General features: G+C 67.7%; 21 protein-coding genes. 14 read left to right on the top strand and 7 right to left on the bottom strand.

The genetic code is table 11. From position 1 onward, the window contains the following. Positions 1 to 42 precede the first annotated feature (42 nt). The 3 genes from G370_RS0102345 (at position 43) to ubiM (ending at position 2248) form a co-directional block, all read left to right on the top strand. On the top strand, positions 43 to 588 hold the full coding sequence (locus tag G370_RS0102345; RefSeq protein ID WP_019659159.1) for a DUF4019 domain-containing protein: 546 nt from the start codon (positions 43 to 45) through the stop codon (positions 586 to 588). Between the two features lie 11 nt (positions 589 to 599). Then, positions 600 to 989, top strand: coding sequence for an MAPEG family protein (locus G370_RS0102340; RefSeq protein ID WP_019659158.1), 390 nt, complete (start codon positions 600 to 602; stop codon positions 987 to 989). Positions 990 to 1069: 80 nt separating this feature from the next. Then, positions 1070 to 2248, top strand: a complete 1179-nt coding sequence (gene ubiM / locus G370_RS0102335; RefSeq protein WP_019659157.1) for a 5-demethoxyubiquinol-8 5-hydroxylase UbiM — start codon at positions 1070 to 1072, stop codon at positions 2246 to 2248. An 11-nt stretch (positions 2249 to 2259) separates the two neighbouring features. Here ubiM and G370_RS0102330 read toward each other — a convergent pair whose 3' ends face one another. Then, positions 2260 to 2481 (bottom strand): RNA-binding S4 domain-containing protein, encoded by a 222-nt coding sequence (locus G370_RS0102330; RefSeq protein ID WP_019659156.1) that lies wholly within the window; start codon positions 2479 to 2481, stop codon positions 2260 to 2262. A 263-nt stretch (positions 2482 to 2744) separates the two neighbouring features. On the opposite strand from G370_RS0102330, the gene G370_RS0102325 reads away from it, so the two are divergent. From G370_RS0102325 to G370_RS0102300, 6 genes are all read left to right on the top strand, one after another. Further along, complete coding sequence (locus tag G370_RS0102325) at positions 2745 to 4703, top strand: DEAD/DEAH box helicase (protein ID WP_019659155.1); 1959 nt, start codon at positions 2745 to 2747, stop codon at positions 4701 to 4703. A gap of 218 nt (positions 4704 to 4921) precedes the next feature. Next, on the top strand, positions 4922 to 7345 hold the full coding sequence (locus tag G370_RS0102320) for a putative bifunctional diguanylate cyclase/phosphodiesterase (protein ID WP_019659154.1): 2424 nt from the start codon (positions 4922 to 4924) through the stop codon (positions 7343 to 7345). A gap of 109 nt (positions 7346 to 7454) precedes the next feature. Next, on the top strand, positions 7455 to 9119 hold the full coding sequence (locus G370_RS0102315) for a sensor domain-containing diguanylate cyclase (protein ID WP_019659153.1): 1665 nt from the start codon (positions 7455 to 7457) through the stop codon (positions 9117 to 9119). A 34-nt stretch (positions 9120 to 9153) separates the two neighbouring features. Continuing rightward, a complete protein-coding gene (locus tag G370_RS0102310) occupies positions 9154 to 9876 on the top strand; it encodes a pseudouridine synthase (RefSeq protein ID WP_019659152.1) in 723 nt (240 codons plus the stop codon). A 143-nt stretch (positions 9877 to 10019) separates the two neighbouring features. After that, the gene (locus tag G370_RS0102305) at positions 10020 to 11090 is read left to right on the top strand and encodes a sensor domain-containing diguanylate cyclase (RefSeq protein ID WP_019659151.1); all 1071 of its coding nucleotides are present in this window, start codon (positions 10020 to 10022) and stop codon (positions 11088 to 11090) included. 162 nt (positions 11091 to 11252) lie between these two features. Continuing rightward, a complete protein-coding gene (locus G370_RS0102300) occupies positions 11253 to 12413 on the top strand; it encodes an AAA family ATPase (RefSeq protein WP_019659150.1) in 1161 nt (386 codons plus the stop codon). A gap of 30 nt (positions 12414 to 12443) precedes the next feature. Here G370_RS0102300 and G370_RS0102295 read toward each other — a convergent pair whose 3' ends face one another. Further along, positions 12444 to 13391 (bottom strand): DMT family transporter, encoded by a 948-nt coding sequence (locus tag G370_RS0102295; RefSeq protein WP_019659149.1) that lies wholly within the window; start codon positions 13389 to 13391, stop codon positions 12444 to 12446. Positions 13392 to 13469: 78 nt separating this feature from the next. Between G370_RS0102295 and G370_RS0102290 the strand changes: the two genes are divergently transcribed. Further along, positions 13470 to 14084: a Pr6Pr family membrane protein gene (locus G370_RS0102290; protein WP_026346926.1), complete on the top strand. Its 615-nt coding sequence runs from the start codon at positions 13470 to 13472 to the stop codon at positions 14082 to 14084. Here G370_RS0102290 and G370_RS01000000120655 read toward each other — a convergent pair. Both G370_RS01000000120655 and G370_RS0102280 read right to left on the bottom strand, forming a co-directional pair. Then, positions 14005 to 14880 (bottom strand): DUF72 domain-containing protein, encoded by an 876-nt coding sequence (locus G370_RS01000000120655; protein WP_019659147.1) that lies wholly within the window; start codon positions 14878 to 14880, stop codon positions 14005 to 14007. The two genes, G370_RS0102290 and G370_RS01000000120655, sit on opposite strands and share 80 nt — an antisense overlap. After that, entirely contained in the window at positions 14877 to 15320 is a 444-nt protein-coding gene (locus G370_RS0102280; protein WP_019659146.1) for a VOC family protein, read from the bottom strand. Before G370_RS0102280 ends, G370_RS01000000120655 begins: the two co-directional genes overlap by 4 nt. 110 nt (positions 15321 to 15430) lie before the next feature. Here G370_RS0102280 and G370_RS0102275 point away from each other — a divergent pair, with 110 nt between their 5' ends. Further along, positions 15431 to 16990, top strand: a complete 1560-nt coding sequence (locus tag G370_RS0102275) for a serine hydrolase (protein ID WP_019659145.1) — start codon at positions 15431 to 15433, stop codon at positions 16988 to 16990. 198 nt (positions 16991 to 17188) lie between these two features. After that, entirely contained in the window at positions 17189 to 19021 is a 1833-nt protein-coding gene (gene smrA / locus G370_RS0102270; protein ID WP_019659144.1) for a multidrug efflux ABC transporter SmrA, read from the top strand. A gap of 252 nt (positions 19022 to 19273) precedes the next feature. Here the strand turns inward: smrA and G370_RS0102265 are convergent, their stop codons facing one another. Then, positions 19274 to 21082, bottom strand: coding sequence for a DUF885 domain-containing protein (locus G370_RS0102265; protein ID WP_019659143.1), 1809 nt, complete (start codon positions 21080 to 21082; stop codon positions 19274 to 19276). A gap of 112 nt (positions 21083 to 21194) precedes the next feature. Between G370_RS0102265 and G370_RS0102260 the strand changes: the two genes are divergently transcribed. Beyond that, positions 21195 to 21551 (top strand): GFA family protein, encoded by a 357-nt coding sequence (locus tag G370_RS0102260; protein ID WP_019659142.1) that lies wholly within the window; start codon positions 21195 to 21197, stop codon positions 21549 to 21551. A 32-nt stretch (positions 21552 to 21583) separates the two neighbouring features. Beyond that, positions 21584 to 22363, top strand: a complete 780-nt coding sequence (locus G370_RS0102255) for a DUF4349 domain-containing protein (protein WP_032955174.1) — start codon at positions 21584 to 21586, stop codon at positions 22361 to 22363. Between the two features lie 31 nt (positions 22364 to 22394). On the opposite strand, the gene G370_RS0102250 is transcribed toward G370_RS0102255, so the two are convergent. Together G370_RS0102250 and G370_RS0102245 are read right to left on the bottom strand one after the other, a co-directional pair. Continuing rightward, on the bottom strand, positions 22395 to 22688 hold the full coding sequence (locus G370_RS0102250; protein WP_005415831.1) for a hypothetical protein: 294 nt from the start codon (positions 22686 to 22688) through the stop codon (positions 22395 to 22397). Positions 22689 to 22756: 68 nt separating this feature from the next. Continuing rightward, on the bottom strand, positions 22757 to 23701 hold the full coding sequence (locus G370_RS0102245; RefSeq protein ID WP_005415832.1) for a LysR substrate-binding domain-containing protein: 945 nt from the start codon (positions 23699 to 23701) through the stop codon (positions 22757 to 22759). Positions 23702 to 23770 lie beyond the last annotated feature (69 nt).

Here is a 23770-nt window from a genome sequence, read left to right as displayed (position 1 = left end):
TGGCGTAGACTGCGGTCCTTTCCTCGAGAACCGGCGGTGTCCATGAAGCGCGCGCTCCTGCTGCTGTCCCTGCTGCCCCTGACTGCGTTGGCGCAGGCACCTGCGCCGGCCACGCCGGCACCGGCACCCGCGCGCCCGGCCCCGGCATCGCCGGCGGCTGCGAAACCGGCCACCGCCGGCGCTCCGGCATTGACCGCCGCGCAGCAGGCCCAGGTGCAGAAGCAGGACGCCGAAATGGGCGCGGCTGCGTTGAAGGCGGCGCAGCTGGTCGATGCCAACCGCGCCGGCGAACTGTGGGATGGCGCTTCGGCCGTCGCCCGTCGTGCGGTGCCGAAGGCCGCCTTCGTCAGCCAGCTGACCACCGAGCGTGCGCGCCTGGGTGCGTTGGCCGGGCGTGGCCAGCCCACCATCACCCGGGTCAAGTACAGCGCCGGTGCTGCGGTGCCGGAAGGGCTGTACATCAACGTCAGCTTCCCGACCCGTTTCGCCAACAGCGCGCAGCCGGTGCGCGAGCTGGTCTCGTTCCGTTTCGACGAAGACCAGGTGTGGCGCCTGGCCGGTTACAGCCTGCGTGCGTCGGCACCCTGAGGAGATGAGCGATGGCAACTGAACTGACAATGCTGGCCTGGTCGATCGTGCTCGGCTTCGTGTACATCTTCGCCACCTCCACCGTGGTCACCCGCGAGCGCGGGATGAAGTGGAATGCCTCGGCACGCGATGGCGATGCAAAGCCGCTCAGCCCGCTGGCCGGCCGCCTGCAGCGGGCCCAGGCCAACTTCCTGGAAACCTTCCCGTTCTTCGCCGCTGCCGCCATTGCAGTAGTCGTGTCCGGTCGCGGCAACGGCACCACGGCGCTGGCTGCGCAGGCCTACTTCTGGGCGCGTGTGGTCTATTTGCCCCTGTACGCGGCCGGCGTGCCCTACCTGCGCAGCCTGGTGTGGCTGGTGTCGCTGCTGTCGATCCTGGCGCTGGTGTTCGCGTTGTTGTGACCCGCGCCTGATCCAGATCAAGGACGGTCAGGCGCGCGGCGCTATGCTGGCCCGGACTGAATCAACGGCAGGAGACGCGCATGCGCAGGATGGACGTGGTGGTGGTCGGCGCCGGACCGGCGGGCCTGTGCTTCGCTCGGGCGCTGGCCGGCAGTGGCCTGCAGGTCGGGCTGGTCGAAGTTCAACCGCGCCAGGCGCTGGCCGAGGCCGCCTTCGATGGCCGCGAGATCGCGTTGACCCATGCCTCGCGGCAGAGCATGGAGCAGCTGGGGCTGTGGCAGCGCCTGCCGCCGGCCGAAGTCGCTGAACTGCGAGATGCCAAGGTGATGAACGGCGGTTCGCCGTTCGCGCTGACCTTCGCCAGCAGCCAGGTCGACGGCCAGCCGCTGGGCTGGCTGGTGCCCAACCATCTGATCCGCCGCGCTGCATGGAATGCCGTGCAGGACCAGGATGGTCTGGACCTGTTCGACGGGCGCAAGGTGCAGCGCGTCCAGGCCGATGCGCAGGGCCACGTGGTCAGACTCGATGACGGCAGCCAACTGCACGCCCGCCTGCTGGTCGCGGCTGACAGCCGCTTCTCCGCCACCCGCCGCATGCTTGGCATCGGTGCGCAGATGCGCGACTTCGGCAAGTCGATGCTGGTGTGCCGCATGCAGGTCGAGCGCGACCATCACCACACGGCCTGGGAATGGTTCGGTTACGGCCGCACCATGGCGCTGCTGCCGCTCAACGAGGGCCAGGCATCGGCGGTGATCACGCTGCAGCCGCGGCAGATCGAAGAACTGCTGGCGATGGATGAGGTGGCCTTCGGCGATGCCATCAGTGCGTGCTTTGAACATCGCCTGGGCCGCATGCAGCCGGTGGCGACGCCGCAGGCGTACCCGCTGGTAGGTGTGTACGCGCACCGTTTCGTCGGCGAGCGTTCTGCGCTGATCGGCGATGCCGCAGTCGGCATGCATCCGGTCACCGCGCATGGCTTCAACCTGGGCCTGGCCAGCGCACAGCGGCTGGCGCAGGGCATCGTCGCGCAGCAGCGTCGCGGTGCCGACATTGCTGCCGCCGGCATGCTGACCAGCTACCAGCGGGGCCATCGGCTGGCGTCGCGGTCGCTGTACGAGGCCACCAATGCGATCGCCAGCCTGTACACCGACGACCGTCGCCCGGCGCGCCTGCTGCGTGCGGCTGGCCTGCGCCTGGCGCAGGGCGTGGCACCGTTCAGGCAGCTGATCGCCTCGCACCTGACCCAGCGCGTGGCCTGAACGGCTTCAGATCAGCCGGCAGCCAGCACCCGGATCTGGCTGCCGGAAAATTCGACCACCTGGCCCGCCCGGATCTTGCAGGCCTTGCGCAGCTCGATTTCGCCATCGACCCGCACCTGGCCTTCACTGATGACCATCTTGGCCTCGCCGCCGCTGGTGACCAGGTCGGCCAGCTTGAGCAGCTGCTTGAGTTCGACGTAGTCACCGTCGAGGTCGAATTCGAGAATCTGCATGGAGCGGGTTCCTGGGAAGAGGGCGCAGGCCAGCGGCCGGGCCGGGAAGCGGGCGCGTATTGTGCGCCAGCACGGGCTCGACGGCACGCGCACGGAAAGCTGTTCGCCTCGTTCAGGATCAATGCGGTATCATCCCGCTCTGAGCGAGTGAAATCTCCTCCGACCGAGCAGCGCCAGGGCACGCGATAAGAAGGGCGCCCAAAGCGCGGACCATCCCTTTTTATCGCACTGCCAGGAAGACGGCAGTGCCTTCGGAGTTCCCCATGTCCCAAGATTCCCAAGCGCCGCTGCAGTTCGCGCAGCTCGGCCTGTCCGAGCCCGTGATGCAGGCGGTCACCGCCATCGGCTACGAAACCCCGTCGCCGATCCAGGCCGCCACCATCCCGGCGATGCTGGAAGGCCGCGACGTGCTGGGCCAGGCCCAGACCGGTACCGGCAAGACCGCTGCGTTCGCACTGCCGGTACTGTCCAACATCGACCTGCAGCAGATCAAGCCGCAGGCCCTGATCCTGGCGCCGACCCGCGAACTGGCCATCCAGGTCGCCGAGGCGTTCCAGTCCTACTCGTCGAAGATCCCGGGCTTCCGCGTGCTGCCGGTGTACGGCGGCCAGCCTTACGGGCAGCAGCTGTCGGCGCTGCGCCGTGGCGTGCATATCGTGGTCGGTACCCCCGGTCGCGTGATCGACCACCTGGACCGCAGCACCCTGGACCTGTCCGAGCTGAAGACCCTGGTGCTGGACGAAGCCGATGAAATGCTGCGCATGGGCTTCATCGACGACGTCGAAGCGGTACTGAAGAAGCTGCCGGAGCAGCGCCAGGTGGCCCTGTTCTCGGCCACCATGCCGCCGCAGATCCGCCGCATCGCGCAGACCTACCTGCAGGATCCGGTGGAAGTGACCATTGCGGCCAAGACCACCACCTCGGCCAACATCCGCCAGCGTTACTGGTGGGTGAGCGGCATGCACAAGCTGGATGCGCTGACCCGCATCCTGGAAGTCGAGCCGTTCGACGCGATGATCATCTTCGCGCGCACCAAGGCCGGCACCGAAGAACTGGCCAGCAAGCTGCAGGCCCGTGGCCTGGCCGCTGCCGCCATCAACGGCGACATGCAGCAGGCCCAGCGTGAGCGCACCATCGCCATGCTGAAGGAAGGCAAGCTGGACATCCTGGTTGCCACCGACGTGGCTGCGCGCGGCCTGGACGTGGAGCGCATCAGCCACGTGCTGAACTACGACATCCCGTACGACACCGAAAGCTACGTGCACCGCATCGGCCGTACCGGTCGCGCCGGCCGCAGCGGCGAGGCGATCCTGTTCGCGACCCCGCGCGAGAAGGGCATGCTGCGCCAGATCGAGCGCGCCACCCGCCAGCCGATCGAAGAGATGCAGCTGCCGAGCGTGGAAGCGGTCAACGACACCCGCATCAACAAGTTCACCTCGCGCATCAGCGAAACCCTGGGTGCCGGTGGCCTGGACTTCTACCGCCAGCTGCTGGAGCGCTTCGAGAACGAGCAGAACGTGCCGGCCATCGAGATCGCCGCCGCGCTGGCCAGGATGCTGCAGGGTGACACCCCGTTCCTGCTGCAGCCGCCGGTGCGTGCCCCGCGTGAAGAGCGCGCCCCGCGCGAGCGTTTCGACCGTGGCGACCGTCCGGAGCGTGGCGATCGCTTCGACCGCAACGAGCGCGGTCCGCGCTTCGAGCGTGGCCCGCGTCGCGAAGACGCCGAAGGTGGTTTCGAGCAGCGTCCGCGCCGTGAGGTTCCGCCGCGTGGTGCACCGGAGCAGGGCATGGAGACCTACCGCATTTCGGTGGGCCATCAGCATGGCGTGAAGCCGGCCAACATCGTCGGCGCCATTGCCAACGAAGCGGGCCTGGAAAGCCGCTTCATCGGCCGCATCGACATCCACGACGACTTCTCGCTGCTGGACCTGCCGGCACAGATGCCGCCGGACGTGCTGTCGCACCTGCAGAAGGTGTGGGTGTCCGGCCAGCAGCTGCAGATGCGTGCGCTGGCTCCGGGTGAAGACACCAACCCGGCCCCGCGTCCGTTCAAGCCGCGCTTCGACAAGCGTGGCCCGGGCGGCCCGGGTGGCCCACGTCGTGGTGGCCCGGGTGGTCCGGGTGGCCATGGTGGCGACCGCGGCGGTGACCGCGGCGGTGACCGCGACAGCCGCCCGCCGCGTCGTGACGGCTTCAAGCCGCGCGGCCCGCGCAGCTTCTAAGCCGCACCCGCAGCCGTCCATAACAACGCCAGCCCCCGGGCTGGCGTACAGGAAAAGGGGACGGAGGGGATTAAGTCGTAAATGGCAGGCCATGCGCTTATGCCGAAAACGACTTAATCCCCTCCGTCCCCTTTTTCGCATGGCCCACACATTGCCGGTCATAGGCTGGGCCGGTTCCAAGGCAGGTTGTCACCGCAGCACATTCGGGGGGATCCGGGATGGGTAGAAGTGGCACGGACCAGCAGAGCCGGCGGGTGCCGATGACCCGTGGGCTGGGATTGCGCTTTGCGTTGTTGACGGGCATGGCGATCGGGCTGGTCGCATTGTCCGCGTTGATCCAGGAACTGCAGGCGGCTTCGACGGCCTGGATCGCCGGGCAGGGTTACTGGTCACGCGGGCAGCAGGATGCCACTGCTGCGCTGAGCCGCTACCTGGCGCGCGGCCATGCCCAGGACCTGGAGGACGCGCGCCAGGCCCTGCGGATTCCGTTGGGAGATCTGCAGGCCCGGTTGGCGCTGGAACAGGCGGTACCGGACGAGGAGAAGGCCCGGCAGGGCTTCCTGCAGGGTGGCAACGCGCATGCCGATATCCCGCGTCTGGTGTTCTCGTTCCGCTATGCACGCGACATCGGCGCCTTCCGCCAAGCAACCGCGTTGTGGCGGCAGACCGACGATGACCTGTTGGCGGTGCAGCGGCTGGTCGCCGAGCTGCAGTCGGCGCACGCCGAAGGCACGCTGCCAGTGGCCGACCGCGACCGTTACCTGCAACAGCTGCGCGATCTGGACCGGCGGCTGCAGGTGCAGGCGCAGTCGTTTTCCCGAGCGTTGCTGCGCATGGCCACGATGGTGCGGATCGCCACGCTCGTGGTTGGTGGGCTGTCGGTGCTTGCGATCAGCCTGATGGCGGTGGCCCTCGCGCGCCGCGTCGGCAAGGACCTGACCGAACATGAAAGCCGCTTCCGCGCCGCCTTCTATCAGGCCAATGTCGGCATGCTCAAGCTCGACACCGAAGGCAAGGTGATCGAAGCCAACCAGGCGATGGCCGATATCCTCGACTACCGGCGCGACGTGCTGCTGCAGATGTCGTTGGGCGATCTGCTGATGGACGGCGAGCTTGTCATCGATGGGGTGGGCCGTATCGACTGGGACCGGCAGCTGCGGCCGAGCGAACTGCGCTTCCGCCGTCGCGATGGCAGCCTGGTCTGGGGGCGCTGGAGCGGCACCGGCGTGCGCAGCGCCGCCGGTGGCCTGTCGGTGTTCGCGATCATCGAGGACGTCAGCCAGAACCATGCACTGGCGCGCGAGATCGAGCACCACGCCAGCCATGACCCGCTGACCGGCCTGATCAACCGCCGCGAGATTGAACGGCTGCTGGAACGCGCGCTGTTGCAGGTGCGCAGCGAAGGCGGCACGCACGCGCTGTGCTATATCAACCTGGACCATTTCAAGCTGGTCAACGACAGCTTCGGCCATGCCGCCGGTGACCAGATGCTGCGCAGTTTCGCCGACTATCTGGTGGCGGCGGTGCGTGATGGTGACTGGGTCGGCCGGCTGGGTGCGGACGAGTTCGCGGTGTTCCTCGCCCATGCCGGGCAGGATGAGGCCAAGCGCGTGCTGCAGCGGGTGATCCGCAACCTGGGCCAGGCCACGTTTCCGATCAGCGAGGGCAGCCCGCAGCTGAGCTGCAGCATCGGCGTGGTCGAGGTCAGTGCAGATGCGCCGGACGTGAACTGGTTGATGAGTGCCGCCGACAGCGCCTGCTATGCCGCCAAGCAGGCCGGGCGCAACCGCGTGCACTGCTTCAATGAGAACCGCATGGCGCTGGAGGAGCGGCGGCAGGAGGCCGAGCGCCTGCAGGGCGTCAGCCTGGCGATGGCCGAGAATCGCATGCTGCTGTATGCACAGCGCATCGCCCGCGTGGGGGATCCGTCTTACCTGCACTACGAGGTGCTGGTGCGCATGCGTGGCACCGATGGCAGCCTGCATCTGCCCGGCCAGTTCATGCCGGCGGTGGAGCGCTATGGCATGGCGGTGGCGCTGGACCGGCACGTGCTCGGGCTGCTGTTCCGCCACCTGCAGGTGTGCCCGGCGCACGTGCGCCAGCTGGGCCTGTGCAACGTCAACGTGTCCGCGCAGTCGATCGCCGAGCCGGGATTCCTCGCCTTCGTCTGCGACCTGCTCGAGCGCAACCGCGCGCTGGCCTCCAAGCTGTGCTTCGAGATCACCGAGACTGCGGCGATCAGCAACCTCAGCCAGGCCCGCGCCTTCATCGATGCGGTGAAGGCACGGGGGTGCCGGATGGCGCTGGATGACTTCGGCTCCGGCCTGTCTTCCTTCGGCTACCTGCGCCAGTTGCCGGCGGACATCCTGAAGATCGACGGCGCCTTCGTGCGCGACATGGATACCGACCCTGTCAGCCACGCCACGGTGCGCGCGATCAGCGAGCTCGGGCGCGAGCTGCAGATGGAAGTGGTGGCCGAGTGGGTGGAGACCGCCGAGGTTGCCGGTGCGCTGACCCGGCTTGGCGTACAGGGGCTGCAGGGCTATGCCATCGAACGGCCGCAGCCGCTGGAGCGGCTGACCCTGGTCGATCTGCGCCCGGTACGGCTGGTCGCGGTGAAGGGGCCGCCGGCGGCTGGCTGAACCGCGGGCGCCGACTTTGGTGTACACATGCGTGGCGTGCCCGGCTGCGATAATGCGCGTCAGGGGCGGCGCGCAGTGGGCGCGGACGTAAGCAGGAACAGGACGTGGCGTGGGCGGCAGGCAGTGGCGGTATGGAACAGGAGCGGTGCTGGCCGTCCTGATGGTGTGGTTGGCGTTGCCGTGGCCGCTTCAGGCTGCAGAGGCCGTGTCGGGCCATGATTATCTCCTGGTCGGCGGCGCTACCGACGAGCCGACGCCGCACCGCGCATGCACGCCGCAGATGCTGTCCGGCGCCCGCCAGCAGGTGCTGGTACCGGCTCCGCCGCAGGGCTGGTCAGGCCAACCGCAGGCGCTGGACGTGTTCAACGTCTTTGCCGGTGAAGTGCGCGTCCAGCATGGTGACCGCGAGATCTGCGGCAACATGCATGACGCGCGCACCCGCGATTCACGTTTCCGGGCTGGCATCGGCCTGGTGGCGGTACCGCCGGCCGGCAGCCGTGAGCCGTTCCTGGTCTCCTGGCAGACACCGCTGAAGACACGTTGGGTACCGACCCTGCGGCTGGGCGCGCCCAGCCCGGTGCAGCAGAACGACACCGCCCGCCTGCTGGTGCGCGCGGCCTGCATCGCGGTGGCGATCGCGCTGGCGCTGTCGGCGTTGATGGCCTTCCTGACCACCCGGGACCGCAGTTTCCTGGTCTACATCGCCGGCACCACCGTGATGGTGCTGTGGCAGGCAATCCTCGGCGGGCTCAGCGGCTATCCGGAACCCTGGCTGCCGGTGGGCGAGCACGGCGCATGGTGGCTGCTGGCGCTGACCGCTGCGACCCAGGCACTGGTGCTGCCGGCGCTGTGGCGGCTGAACGGAGGCGATCGCGTGCTGCCTCGATCGCGCCCGGCCCAACTGGCGGTGTTGTGGGCCCTGATGGCGCTGGCCGTGCTGGTGCCGTGGCTGCGCTGGGAGCATCTGGCCTGGGTCGCGAAGGGCTTGCAGGTGTCCTATCTGTCCGGATGTGGCCTGGCACTGATGGTCGGCGTCTGGGCACGCTGGCGCGGCGACCGTTGGGCGCAGGCGGGTCTGGCCGCGCTGGCACCGATGCTGGTACTGATCATCGCCGATGCCTGTGGTGCGGCGTGGCTGCTGGAATACCGGGTGGAGGCGCTGCAGCTGGCGGTGACCTGGCTGTTGATGATGGCCGCGTATGCGTTGAACCAGCGGCTGGGCCGGCTGCGCCAGCAGCGTGATGAACTTCGCCAGCTGGCCGAGACCGACGGCCTGACCGGGCTTCCCAACCGTCGCGCCGGACTGCAGCAGCTGGCCCGCCACCTTGAGCGGGTCGACCGCGAGCGTGGCCCGCTGGTGATCGGCTTCCTCGACATCGACCTGTTCAAGGACATCAACGACCGCCATGGTCACGCCGTGGGCGACCTGGTGCTGGTGGCGGTGGCGCGTGCCCTGCGCATGGCAGTGCGCAGCCAGGACGAAGTGGTACGGATGGGCGGCGAAGAGTTCCTGCTGCTGATGCCGGGCATGCCGCGCGAGGCCGCTTCGGCGCGACTGGACCGGTTGCGCCAGCGAATCACCGAGGCTGGCCAGGCCCTGCAGGTGCCGGGGCTGGAGGTGACCGCCAGCATCGGCCTGGCGCAGTGGCGACCGGGCGAGGACGATCTGGCCGGGCTGCTGCGGCGCGCCGACCATGCCATGTACGTGGCAAAGCGGGCGGGCCGCAACCGGGTCTTCGACGGCGAGGAGCTTGATCCGCCCGCCCTGGCATGAAGCGCAGCGGGCGGCGATGCCGGATAATGGGCCGATGACCACCCGACTCAACAAACATATCGCCGACACCGGCTTCTGCTCCCGCCGCGAGGCCGATCGCCTGATCGCCGCGCGCCGCGTTACCGTCAACGGCCATCCGGCCGGTACCGGCGCGGTGGTAGGCGAGGAAGACCAGGTGCTGGTCGACGGCCAGCCGCTGCGCGCCCGCGTGGCACGCAAGCCCGGCGCCCGCCGCCACGTCTACATCGCACTGAACAAGCCGGTAGGCGTCACCTGCACGACCGAAACTTCGGTCAAGGGCAACATCGTCGACTTCGTCGGCCACGAACAGCGCATCTTCCCGATCGGCCGCCTGGACAAGGACTCCGAGGGGTTGATCCTGATGACCAGCAATGGCGACATCGTCAACCAGATCCTGCGCGCCGAAAATGGCCACCAGAAGGAATACCTGGTGGCGGTGAACAAGCCCGTCACCGATGAGTTCCTGCGCGGCATGGCGCGCGGCGTGCGCATCCACGACCAGATGACGCTGCCGTGCAAGACCTCGCGCATCGCCAAGTTCGGTTTCCGCATCACCCTGCAGCAGGGCCTGAACCGGCAGATCCGCCTGATGGCTGCCGAGTTCGGCTATCGCGTGACCCAGCTGCGCCGCGTGCGCATCGACAACATCAAGATCGGCGCGCTGAAGCCGGGCCAGTGGCGCAACCTGACCGAGCAGGAGCTGCAGGGCCTGCTGCCGAAGCAGCTGGACTGGTAACGCGCGGTAGTGCCGGCCACTGGCCGGCTACTCCAGGCATCGAATGCGCGCGGGATGCCGGCCAGCGGCCGGCACTACCCGTTGTGCGGATTACGCGCCGGCATCAGCTAGACTTTGCAGTGACCTGCCGGAAGTGACGCTGCATGATCAAGCCCGACAAGCCTGCCAACGAAGCCCTCCGGCTCGAGGCGCTGTACCGCTACCGGATCCTTGATTCGCAGCGCGAGAAGTCATTCGACGACCTGGTGGCGATCGCCAAGGCGGTCTGCGGTACCTCGATGGCGGCGGTGACCCTGATTGACGTCGAACGGCAATGGTTCAAGTCGATCCAGGGCATCGACGCGGCGGAAAACCTGCGCAGCGAATCGATGTGTGGCCACGCCATCCTGCAGCCGCACGAGGTCATGGTGGTCGAGGATGCGTTGCAGGACATCCGCTTCCACGACAACCCGGTGGTGACCGGCGACCCGCACATCCGCTTCTACGCCGGTGCGCCGCTGATCAGTTCCGATGGCCTGCCGCTGGGTACGCTGTGCGTGTTCGATGCACAGCCGCAGCACCTGCCAAGCGACAAGGCCGAGGCGCTGGCCGCGCTGTCGCGGCAGGTGATGCTGGTGATGGAGCTGCGCCGTTTCGCGCTCGACATCCAGAACCACATGCTGGAACGCGATGATTACGAGCGCCTGCTGTCGGAGTACCACGACGTGCTGCTGGCGCAGAACGCCGACCTGGCCGAGCAGAGCCGCACCGATGCGCTGACCGGCCTGCCGAACCGCCGCGCGATGGCGGCGGCGCTGGACGAGGCAGTGGCGGTGACCGGGGATCAGCCCGATGTGGCCTGCGTCGCGCTACTGGACATCGACCACTTCAAGCACATCAACGATTTCCAGGGCCACGCCACCGGCGACCGGGTGCTGGCCGAGCTGGGCACGCTGCTGCGCTCGCACTTCGCCGGCCGTGGCATGGCCGCGCGCTATGGCGGCGAGGAGTTCGTGGCGGTGATGCCGGCGACCGACCTGCAAACCGCCGAACTTCAGTGCGAGTTCCTGCGCCTGGCCGTTGCTGATCTGCCGCTGGGGTTCCCGGTCACGATCAGTATTGGAGTGGCCCAGCACCAGCCCGGTGAAAGCGTGGATGAGACGCTGGCACGTGCCGACAAGGCGCTGTACCGGGCCAAGGCCAAAGGCCGCAACCGGGTGGAACGGGCGGACTGAAACACGGCGGTTCGCGCGTTGAACGCATGCGATGCGTGGATGATTCGATGCCGCTCCAGTAGATCCACGCCATGCGTGGATGCTCTTCCCGTTTCACTTGGCGTCGCAGCTCCTGCGATCAGAACCGGCCAGCATGACGCCCTGTTTCCCCGGACGCCGCCCATGCTGCAGACCCTGGCCATCGCCCACTATCGTTCGCTGCACGGGCTCGTACTGCCGCTGCAGCAGTTGAATGTGGTGACCGGTGACAACGGCAGTGGCAAGTCCAGCCTGTACCGTGCCCTGCGCCTGCTGGCCGAGACCGCGCAGGGCGGCGTCGCGGCGGTGCTGGCCCGCGAAGGCGGGCTGGGCTCGGCGCTGTGGGCGGGTCCGGAAAAAATGGACCGTCGGGTTGCTGCCGGCGAAATCCCCCTGCAGGGCGGCCCACGCCAGGAATCGGTGGGATTGAAGTTGGGCTTCGCCACTGACGAATTCGGCTACGCCATCGATCTGGGCTACCCGCCGCCCAGTCGATCGGCCTTCGCACTGGACCCGCAGATCAAGGCGGAGGCGATCTGGTCCGGCCCGTTCCTGCGCAGCGTCAACCTGTTGGTCGACCGTCGTGGAGCGATGGTGCGGCAACGCCATGCGCGCGGTTGGGATCTGGTGGATGACCGGTTGTCGCTGTTCGACAGCCTGTTCACCCAGGTCGGCGATCCGCAGCGCCTGCCGGAAACCATCGCCCTGCGCGAGTACATCCGTCGCTGGCGCTTCTACGACCATTTCCGCAGCGACGCCGATGCACCGGCGCGGCAGCCGGCGATGGCCACGCGCACGCCGGTGCTGCATCACGACGGCCGGGATCTGGCGGCAGCCTGGGTGACCATTATCGAGATCGGAGACCCGGTCGCGTTGGCACGCAGCGTCGACGATGCGTTCCCCGGTGCCACGGTCGGCTTCGAGGAGCTGGACGGTCGACTGGCCCTGCGCTTCCACCAGCCGGGGTTGCTGCGGCCGTTGTCGATGGCCGAACTGTCCGACGGTACGCTGCGCTTCCTGCTGCTGGCTGCTGCGCTGCACACGCCGCGTCCACCGCCGCTGCTGGTGCTCAACGAGCCGGAGACCAGCCTGCATCCGGACCTGCTGCCGGCGCTGGCGCGGCTGATCATCGCAGCCAGTTCGCGCAGCCAGGTATGGGTGGTGTCACACGCCAGCCGCCTGATCGCGGCGCTGGAACAGGCGCCAGGGTGCCATTCGCTGCATCTGTACAAGGAACAGGCCCGCACTCTGTTGAGCGGGCAGGGCCTGCTGGATGCGCCGGCCTGGCATTGGCCGCAGCGTTGATACGGGCGTCCACGCCATGCGTGGATGCACTCAATCGGCGATGTTGCGCGCCTCGGCCGTGCCAAGAATCTCCGGATGCTGCACCGGCTTGCGGCGGTTCAGCAGCGGATGCAGGAACACGGCGCCGACGATGATCGCCACGCCCAGGTAGAACCACGGGGTGACTTCGTGCTGCTCGCGCAGCAGCACCACCGCCAGCACCACCGCATAGACCGGCTCCAGGTTGGTCACCAGCTGCACCGTGTAGGCGCTCAGGTGGCGCAGTGCGACCAGGGCCAGGGCAAACGGCAGCAGCGTGCAGAACCCGGCCAGCACCATCAGCAGGATGCCGTCGTGCAGGTCCGGGACCACCCACAACGGGCTGGCCAGCGCAGGAAGCAGGTAGGGCATCAGCGGCGCCAGCAGGGTCAGGGTGAGGGTGCCCGCACCCAGCTCCAGCGCGGTGACCGTGAGCGGATCGGCGTGGCTGACCATGCGCTTGTTGAGCGAGCCGAACACCGCCACCAGCAGCGCTGAGATCGCGCCGATCAACACACCCAGGCGCATGCCATCGGGCACGCCACCGACCACCAGCGCAACACCCGGCAGCACCGCCAGGCCGAACGCCAGCTCACGCAGCTGGAACGGCCGCTTGGCCACCCACGGTTCGATGATCGAGGTGAACACCGGCGCCAGTGCGATGCAGGTGGCAGCCACCGAGGCATTGGCCAGCTTCACCGCGCCATAGAAGGTCAGCCAATGCAGGGCGACCAGCGCGCCAATGCCGGCGTAGCCGGCGACCAGCCGCAGGGGCAGGGTGCGCAACCCGCGCCAGACCCGTGGCAGCAGGGCCAGCATCGCCGTCACCAGCAGCATGCGCCACCACACCAGCGGCAGTGCGGGCAGGGTGATCAGCTTGCCGAGGATGGCGGTGATGCCCCACAGCAGGACACAGAAGTGGATCTGCCACAGCGCTTTGCGGGTGTCGGGTGTGCTCATCGGCCTATTGTGAGGCAATCGCGCGGCCGTCGGCGATGACTGTGGCATGCTCGCGGCATCGACCCAGAGAACCGAGCCATGGCAGCCGATTGCTCCCTTCTGCGCGGATGGGCCGCACTGACTGCCCTGATGGCGGCAGCCTCGCTGCTGTTGCAGTACCTGTTGCTGGTGCAGGGGCCGGGGGCGGCGGCCGGGATCGGCGTGGCGACGCTGCGTTTCTTCGGCTATTTCACCATTCTCAGCAACCTGGCTGTCTGCGTCGGATGTGGGTGGGTGGTCCTTGGCAGAGTGCTCAAGCCGGCGGTGGCGGCGAGCCTGGCGCTGTGCATCGGTGTGACCGCGTGCGTCTACGTGCTTGCATTGCAGGGGCTGTGGCAACCGACCGGGCTGCAATGGTGGGTCGATGCGGGCCTGCACTATGTCGTGCCTGCCCTGTTCCTGCTGGGGTGGCTGCTGCTGTTGCCGCACGGTGAGCTGCGCTGGCGCGCGCTGGGCGGCGTGCTGCTGGTACCGCTGGCCTACCTTGGCTGGGCGATGCTGGTCGCTGCAATGACCGGACAGGCGCCGTATCCATTCCTCGAACTGCAACGCCTGGGCCTGGCGGCCTTCCTGCTCAACGTGCTGCGCGTTGCGGGCGTGTTCGTGGTGGGCTGGACCCTGCTGTGGGGGCTGGACCGCTGGCGCCGTCGATGAGGCGCTGCAGGGCCATCGCTGCCGCCGGGTTGCGGGCCTTGCCGGCACCGATGCACAGCAGGTAGACCTCGCGCGGGGTTTCCGGGGCGTGCCCGGCCAGACAGGGCAGGTCGTCCACCGGCTCGCCGCGTGACCAGCGTCGCGCGCGTTCAGCCCAGCGCTGCTGCACGGGCGCAGGCAGGCCCTCTTTCAAGCGGGCCTGGCTGCGCTTGATCCGCGCGTAGACGAAGCCCGAACTGACGTCGCCGTGCAGCGGCGCCTCGTCGCTGTCCTCGATCACAAGTGCCACGCCGTGGCGGCGCGCGGCGGCGACCAGTGCGGGGCCATGTGCTGCGGCATTGCGGACCTCCAGCGCATGCTGCAGCGGCACCCCTTCCAGCTGCTTCGGCAGCTGCGCCATCAGCGCGTCTAGTGCATCGGCGTCGGCCGGGTGGCGTGGATCGAACTGCCACAGCAGCGGGCCGAGCCGGTCACCGAGCGCAAGTGCCGCCTGCAGGAACGGCGTGGCCGCTTCCACGGTGCTGGCCAGGTCGCGGCGCTGCACCAGATAGCGTGGCGCCTTCATCGAGAAACGGAAGCCTTCCGGGGTCTGCGCGGCCCACTGCGCGCACTGGGCCGCAGTCGGCGTGCGGTAGAAGGTGCCGTTGATTTCGATGCAGCGCAGGGCGCGGCTGGCATGGGCCAGCTCTTCACGCTGCGGCAGGCCCACGGGGTAGAAAACGCCGCCGCGCCATTCGGGAAACACCCAGCCACCGATGCCGCAGCGGATCTCCGCCTGCCGGGCGGTCGCGGTCACTGGCCGTGGTCCGTGCGCCACGGGTCGTAGCTGCCGAACCACCACAGATAGCCTTCCGGGTCGGCGCAGGCATAGCCACGGCCGCCGTAGTCCTGGTCGGCGATGTCGACGACGATGCGGGCACCGGCGGCCTTGGCCCGGGCGTAGTGCGCGTCGGCATCGGTGACGATCACGCAGGCACTCTGGGTCTGGCGGCCGCCGACTTCTCCGGGCAGGACCGCGTGTTCGCTCCACGCGCTCTGGTTGTTGGCCGAGCCGAGCATGATCATGCCGTTGCCGAAGGTGAGCTGGGCATGGAAAACCGTATCGCCATCGGCATACACGGCCTGGGCATGGAAGCCGAAGGCGCGCTGCAGCCAGTCGATGGCAGCCTGCGCATCGCGGTAGCGCAGGCACGGAATGATGGTGGAGCCGTTGCTCGGTTGGCCGTTTCCGCCCATGACACCCCTCCTATGGCACAGGGCAGGGTGCGCCGCAGACCGTTACCATTCCGCGAAACCCCGGTGACGGCCTGCACATGGCCGCCACCCCTGTTCGGAGATCGTGCTGGATGAAACCCTGGATTGGAGGAGCCGTGCTGCTGGCGTGCACGACCATGGCGAGCGCTGCCACCCCGGCGCAGCTGCAGGAGCTGGATGCGACCGTCGAGCGCGTGCGCGCGCAGTTCGACGTGCCCGGTATTGCGGTGGCGGTGGTCAAGGATGGCGAGGTGGTGCTGGAGCGCGGCTGGGGCGTGCGCGAGCAGGGCAAGCCGGAACCGGTGCAGGCCGATACGCTGTTTGCCATTGCGTCCAACACCAAGGCGTTCACCGCCACTTCGCTGAACCTGCTGGCCGAGGACGGCAAGCTGAAGATGGATGACAAGGTGATCGACCACCTGCCGTCGTTCCGCATGTCCGATCCGTTCGTGACCGGGCAGATGACGATCCGCGACCTGCTGTCGCACCGCAGCGGGCTGAGCCTGGGCGCCGGCGACCTGCTGTTCTGGCCGGCCACCTCCTACAGCAATGCCGAAGTAGTCGAACGGCTGGGCAGGGTGCCGCTGAAGGGCGGTTTCCGCGAGAGCTACGCGTACGACAACATCCTGTACGCGGTTGCCCAGCAGGTGATCGAGCATGTCTCGGGCATGAGTTACCAGCAGTTCCTGCAGACGCGCATCTTCGACAAGGTGGGCATGACCGGCACGCGCTACAACGCCGATCACCTGAAGCCGGGCGACAAGGCCGCGGTCGGCCACGCCAAGTACGATTTCAAGGACCTGCGCACCGTTGCGCCGCTGACCTGGTCGAACAATGCCGGCGCCGGCGGCATCTATTCCAGCGCGCACGACATGGCGCGCTGGATGCAGGTGCAGCTGGCCGAAGGCAAGCTGGCCGACGGCACGCCGTTGTTCAGCGAGAAGAGCCAGCAGCAGATGTGGCGGATGATCACGCCGCAGTCGATCCCGGCGCCGAGCGTGCCGGAGCTGGCACCTGCGCGGGCCAACTTCGCCGGCTATGGCGAAGGCTGGAGCCTGAGCGACTACCGTGGGCAGAAGCTGGTCTGGCATACCGGTGGCTGGCCGGGCATGGTTTCGCGGCTGACCCTGGTACCGGGCGAGAAACTGGGCGTGGTGGTGCTGACCAATCAGGAAGTGGGCGCGGCGTTCAATGCGATCACGCTGAGCGTGCTCGATGCCTACCTGGGCGGTGAAAAGCATGACTGGGTGGACGCCTATGCCAAGGCCGTGGCCAAGGGACAGGACAAGGCCGACGAGGCCTGGGCCAAGCACCAGAGCGCACGCGACAAGGGCAGCAGGCCATCGCTGGCGCTGGCCGGCTACACCGGCAGCTTCCGTGACCGCTGGTATGGCGACATGCAGATCAGCGCCGAAGGCAAGGGCCTGCGCCTGCGCTTTGCGAAGACCGCGCAGCTGAGCGGGCGCCTGGAGCACTGGCAGCACGACACCTTCATCGTGCGCTGGGACGACCGTTCGCTCAACGCCGACGCCTTCGTGAACTTCAGCCTGGACCCGGATGGCAAGGTGCGCGAGGTGCGCATGCAGCCGATTTCCGACCTGACCGATTTCAGTTTCGATTTCCAGGACCTGCTGTTCACCCCGGTGAAATGACGCCGCCGGGCGTGCCCCGGCGCTGACGTTTGACGAATCCGATGGGTAGTGCCGGCCGCTGGCCGGCCACTTCAGCTTCCCGGGAGGCGTCACAAGGTTGCCGGCCAGCGGCCGGCACGACCGCAGCCGCAGCGATCGTCGGCCGGCGTACACATGCGGCGTGGGATACTCCGCCGGCTAAGATGGCGAGGGAATGCGATGTTCCGTTGGTTTGAATCCCTGATTCCGGTGTTCCCGCCCGTGGATGGGCGCATGCCACCGCGCAAGGTGCTGCCGTTCTACCTGCACTACCTGCGCCCGGTGTGGCCGGTGCTGCTGGCCACGCTCATCGCCGGCCTGCTCCTGGCGCTGGTGGAAGTGGCCATGTTCGATTACCTGGGCCGCATCGTCGACATGGTCGCCGAGCAACCCGGTGCCGATTTCTTCAAGCGCCATGCCAATGAACTGGGCTGGATGCTGTTCATCACGGTCATCGCGCGGCCGATCCTGGTCGGCCTGCACAACCTGCTGGTCAACCAGGCCATCGTGCCCGGCCTGAGCAACCGCTCGCGCTGGCTGATGCACAACTACGTGGTTCGGCAGAGCCTGAGCTTCTTCCAGAACGACTTCGCCGGCAGCGTCGCCAACCGGGTGATGCAGACCGGTACCTCGCTGCGCGAGTCGGCGGTGCAGATGGTCGACTCGCTCTGGTACATCGTGGTCTATACCGGCACCGCGCTGTACCTGTTCGCGCAGGCCGACTGGCGGCTGATGGTGCCGCTGATCCTGTGGCTGCTGGCCTACGTGGTGATCATGGTCTACTTCGTGCCGCGCGCGAAGGAGCGGGCCTGGATCGCCTCGGAAGCACGTTCGAAGGCAATGGGCCGCATCGTCGATGGCTACACCAACATTCCCACGCTGAAACTGTTCGCCCATGGCGGGCGCGAGCAGGCCTACGTGGCCGAGTCGATCCAGGAGCTGGCAGTCAAGCACCGCGCGCAGACCCGGGTGACCACCGGCATGGACCTGACCATCGCCATCGTCAACGGTTTCCTGATTGCCGGTACCTGTGGCCTGGCCCTGTGGCTGTGGAATGGCGGCCACATCACTGTCGGCGCGATCACGCTCGCGACCGGCCTGGTGATCCGCATCCACAACATGTCCGGCTGGATCATGTGGACCATCAACGGCATCTTCGAGGACATCGGTACGGTACAGGATGGCATCACCACCATTGCCCAGCCGCTGACCGTGCAGGACCGCGAGGACGCGGTGCCGTTGCAGGTGACCCGCGGTGGCGTGCACTTCCAGGACATCCACTTCCACTACGGCAAGAAGGGCGGCGTGATCGCAGGCCTCGACCTGGTGGTGAAGCCGGGCGAGAAGATCGGCCTGGTGGGTCCTTCCGGTGCCGGCAAGTCGACCCTGGTCAACGTGCTGCTGCGCCTGTACGACCTGGAAAGCGGCCGCATCCTGATCGACGACCAGGACATTGCCTACGTCACTCAGGAAAGCCTGCGCCAGCAGATCGGCGTGGTCACCCAGGACACCTCGCTGCTGCATCGCTCGATCCGCGACAACCTGCTGTACGGCCGGCCGGACGCGACCGATGAGCAGTTGCGCGCTGCGGTGGCCAAAGCGCGTGCCGAGGCCTTCATCGATACGCTGGTGGACGGGCAGGGGCGTCGTGGCTACGACGCGCATGTCGGCGAGCGCGGCGTGAAGCTGTCCGGCGGCCAGCGCCAACGCATCGCCATTGCCCGCGTGCTGCTGAAGGACGCACCGATCCTGGTGCTGGACGAAGCAACCTCGGCACTGGACTCGGAAGTGGAAGCGGCGATCCAGGACAGCCTGGATGAGCTGATGGGCGGCAAGACGGTGATCGCGATCGCGCACCGGCTGTCGACCATCGCGCGCATGGACCGGCTGGTGGTGATGGACCAGGGCCGCATCGTCGAGACCGGCAGCCACGCCGAACTGATTGCGGCCGGTGGCCTGTACGCACGGTTGTGGGCGCGGCAGACCGGGGGGTTCGTGGCGGCCGATCAATGAGTGTTTTCGGGGTCCGAGCCCTTCCCTTCGAAAAAGGCTCCGACCCCGGCGTGCTTCTGGGGACCTGCATGATCCGCTCCCTATGCTCCCTGCTGCTGGCGCTCGCGCTGGCCGGGAGCACTGCGACCGCGATGGCCGCACCCGTCGCCGACGAGCAACTGCAGCAGCTAATCCTGCTCAGCCGCCACAACCTTGCAAAAAAAACGGCCCGGGTTTCCCCGGGCCGCTCCGCTTCACCTCACACCGGCTCGATCACTCGATCGGCTGGTCCAGCATCAGCTGGCGTGCGAAACGCACCGGCGGTGCGCCGTAGGACAGTACCTGGTCGTGGTACGCCTTCAGGTTGAACTTGTCGCCCAGCTTCTCCTGCACCGCCTTGCGGGTGTCGAAGTGTTCCTGCGCACCGACGAAGTAGGTCGGCAGCTGCGCCGAGGTCAGCTGCGCGCGCACCCACTTGCCGGCCGCTTCGCTTTCCTGCTGGAACGCGTCGTGGGTCATCAGGTGCATCGCCTTCTCGCGATCCCAGTTGTCCACGTGCACGCCCTGGTCGAGGATCGCGTTGGAGATCGTGCGCAGGTAGAACTTCAGCTGAACCAGGTGGAACAGCGGGTCGTTGTTGAGGTAACCCTGCTCCTGCAACATGCGCTCGGTGTAGACCGCCCAGCCTTCGGCGAACAGGCCCGAACGCAGCACCGCACGCAGGGTGGAAGGGAACTTGGCCGAATGCCAGCCCTCCAGGTAATGGCCCGGGGTGCCTTCGTGGATGCTCAGCAGGTGGATCATGCGCGAGTTGTACTCACGCAGGAACGAGTCGACCTGCTTGTCGTTCCAGTCGTCCGGAATCGGCGACACGGCGTAGAAGGTCTTCAGGTTCTTGTCCAGCGGACCCGGCGAATCGCAGTAGGCCACGGCCACGCCACGTTGGAATTCCGGCATCAGGATGATGTCCACCGGCGCATCGGGCAGCGTCATCAGGTCGTGCTCGCGCACGAATGCGGTGGACTGCTCCAGCGCGGCCTTGGCATCGTCGACGACCTTGTCGCGTGCCGGCTTGTCGGCGTAGGCCAGCTCCAGCGCAGCTTCGATCGCCTTCTGCTGCTGCTCGTCGGTCGGCTGGGCCGGCATCTCCGGCGCACCCGGCTTGTCCTTCAGCACGGTCTGCGCGATGCCGTACATGTCCTCGCGCACACGCTTGAGTTCGGCGCGCGCACGGTCACCGATCTCCTGGCGCGACAGCGAGGAGCTGAGCGCGAACTTCAGCTTCTGGTCGTACTTTTCCGCACCGATGCGGAAGTCGCCCTTGGCGTTCGGCACCAGGGTCTTGTCCAGCCAGGTCTGCTGCTCGTCCACCGCCTTCTTCAGGCCGTCGATGGCCGCCTGCAGGCGCTGCTGGTCGGCCTGCGGCAGTTCACCGATGTGCGGGGTGATGAAGGTATCGACGATGCTGAGGATGCCCTTGTTCTGCTTGGCCACCGTCTCGGCGTGGATCTTCGGCACGCGCGCCGGATCCAGGTTCTCGCGGGCCTGGGCGAAGATCGCCGGCAGCTTTTCCATGCGCGCGGTGGCCGACTTCAGGCGCTCCGGCAGTGGCGCGAACTCGCGCGCCATCAGGCCGTAGATCGCGCTGCCGGCGATGCCGTTGTACAGCTGCGGGTCCCACTTGCCGGACTGAAGCACTTCGGCGTTCCAGATTTCCGACTGCAGCTGGTTGCGCAGGATCGCCGCGTCCACCTGGTTCTCGCGGCCCAGCTTGGCCACGTCGATCTTGTCCAGCTCGCCCAGCAGCGCCTTGTAGGCGGCCACGGTCTTCTGCTGGCCGGCGGCACTCAGGTCGTCCAGCTCGCTGTCGTAGCGGTGGTCACCGATCTGGGTGGCGCTGACTGGCGACAGCTGCATCCAGGTGTCCAGCGCGCGCTTGGACAGATCGGCGAAGGCGGCGTCGACCGCCGCGTCACCGGCCTGCTGGCTGGCGGCCGGGGTGGAAGCATTGGTCGGGGCGTCGGCCGGCTGGCAACCGGCCAGCGTGGCGACCAGGGCGAGGGCAAGAAGATGCGGGCGCATCGGCATTCCTGTACGGGGTCAAACCCTGAGCATAGGGCCCAGTCGCTGCTTTGTCCCCGTGCCATAGGATTACCATGGGCGGATTCAAGGACCCTCCAAAGGAGCGCAGGACATGGAATACCAAGGAAGCTGTCATTGCGGCAGGATCGCATTCACCGTACAGGCCGAGGCGCCGATCAGCGACGTCATCGACTGCAACTGTTCGATGTGCCGGCGTCGCGGCAGCCTGCTGTGGTTCGCCCCGCGTGCGGCGTTCCAGCTGGCCACCGATCCGGCGGACGTGGCCACCTACCACTTCAACAAGGCCCACATCGACCATCACCACTGCCGCGAATGTGGCGTCGCCCCCTACAGCGAAGCGGTCGATCCGCGTAGCGGCACACCGATGGTGGCGGTGAACGTGCGCTGCGTGCCGCAGGTCGATCTGGCTGGCCTTTCGGTGACCTCCTACGACGGAGCCGCACTGTGACGGGCGCGCGCGCCTGGACGCGCAGCCTGGCGATGCCGGTGGTGCTGCTGGCATTGGCGGGCTGCGCCAAGCAGGGCGACATGGCCGCGGATGCGGGCGCCCCGGCCGCCGAAGCGGCCGTCGCGTCGCCAGAAGGTGCGTTCCTCGCCTATGAACATGACGTGCAGGTGCAGCTGGAGGCGGCAAAGATCGCGCCGCGCATCCAGCAGATCGCCCAAGCCTGCCAGAGCGCGAAGTTCGGTGACTGTGCAGTGTTGCAGGTTGAGCAGCACGGCGGCGAGCAGCCCAGCGGTGAAGTGAAGGTGCGCATCGCCCCGAAGGGCACCGAGCCGCTGATCGCGATGGCTGGTGAAGGCGGCAAGCTGCAGTCCCGCAATACGCGCGCCGAGGATCTCGCGCAGGCGGTGGCCGACACGGCATTGACCAAGGCGCGGCTTGAAAAGGAGCACGCCCGCCTGCTGTCCTACCAGGACCGCAAGGACCTGAAGGTCGAAGACCTGATGGCGATCACCACGCGCCTGTCGGAGATCGAGGCGGGTGTCGAGCAGGCCAACAAGGACGCCGCGCAGCAGCGTCGGCGCATCGATACCCAGCTGGTGGCGATCCACTTCGACACCACCTCTGGCCAGCGCAGCCGCAGCGAGATCGGCGAGGCGCTGAGCGAGTCGGGCAGCATCCTCAGCACCAGCATTGCGTTCCTGATCCGCGCTGCTGCCGCGCTGCTGCCGGTGGCGGTGCTGGCCTTGATCGCGGCCTGGGGTGTGCGCGCATGGTGGCGTCGCCGCCGTCGCAAGCTACCGCCCAACCCCTGAGATGAAGGCCGATGCCGGCCGTCAGCCGGCATCAGCCCTCGTCGGTCTCGTACTCGACGAACACATCGAGTTCCAGCGCCAGTTCCTGCACCGCATCGCGCACCTTCTGCGCGGTGCTTTCATTGCCGACTTCCACTTCCAGCTCGTGGATGCCCGGGCCGATGTCATCGGACAGCCCGGCCGAACTGGAATCGTCGTCGTCCATGTGCGGCATCAGGTCGTCGGTTTCTTCGACATGTTCGATGCCGTCCAGGCCGAGCAGCAGGTCGCTGATGGCGCGGGCGTCGTCTTCGGTTCCGGTGATGCGCAGTCGCAGCATGGCCATGGCATAGGTACGTTGTGGGTTCGCCAGCAGCCTAGCCAGCGTGAGGCAAAGAACGGGTGAGGGCGCAGTCAGGCGTGCGTTGCCGGCCGCCCGAGCAGGCTGTCCGGCAATGCCGGAATCGGCGTGCGCTCGTCCTGCGCCTGTTCCAGCAACCAGTCGATGAACAGGCGCGCGGCCGGGCTCGGCGGTTGCCCTTCTGCGTGCACCACGTGATAGGCATAGCGCGCCTTCAATGCCGGGCCGGGCAGGCGTACCACCTCGTAGCGCTGCAGGTAGGGCTGGGCGATGTGGGTGCGCGCCAGCACCGCGCCCATGCCATACACCGCTGCACGCATCGCGTCGGTGCTGTCGGCGAAGGTGTGCATCGGCGGCATCGGCGACGGCGGGCGCGCGCCGGCGTGGCGGAACCAGTCGCGCCAGCCCTGCGGCGACAGGTCGGTCAGCAGCGGCAGCTCGGCGATGCGCGCCGGATCGACCAGCGTTTCGACCCCGGCCAGTGCCGGTGAGGCCACCGGGAACAGATAGTCATCCATCAGGTGCTGCGCACGCAGGCCCGGCCATTGGCCCAGCCCGTAGCGGATGCCGACTTCCGGTCCGTTGTCGTCGTAGCGATCCAGCCCGCTGCCGGTGTGCAGCTCGATGCGGATGTGTGGATAGGCCTGGGTGAAGCGTGGCAGTCGCGGCAGCAGCCAGCAGTACGAGAGCGAGCGCAGCGTGGTGATCCGCAGCGGCACGCTGTCGGCATCCGGTTGCAGGTGATGGGCCACCGCCGCGACATCGGTGAAGGCGGCGCTGGCGGCGTCGGCCAGCTGCCGACCCTCGGCGGTCAGGCGCACGCCGCGGGCGTGGCGCAGGAACAGGCGAACTTCAAGTACTTCTTCCAGGCGGCGCACGTGGTGACTGACCGCGCTGGCGGTCAGGTGCAGCTCCTGCGCGGCCTGGGCGAAGTTCTGGTGGCGCGCCGCGACCGCGAACACGGCCAGTGCGGGTAGCAGGGAAGGGCGTAGCAGCATGTCGAGCCTCAAACCATATTTGTGGCTGGCAGCGATACTACGCGCTTGTGCCGCGGGCGTCTGCGCCTG

This window comes from Stenotrophomonas hibiscicola ATCC 19867 (assembly GCF_000382065.1).
Taxonomy (GTDB): domain Bacteria; phylum Pseudomonadota; class Gammaproteobacteria; order Xanthomonadales; family Xanthomonadaceae; genus Stenotrophomonas; species Stenotrophomonas hibiscicola.
This window is presented reverse-complemented; position numbering and strand designations above follow the sequence as displayed.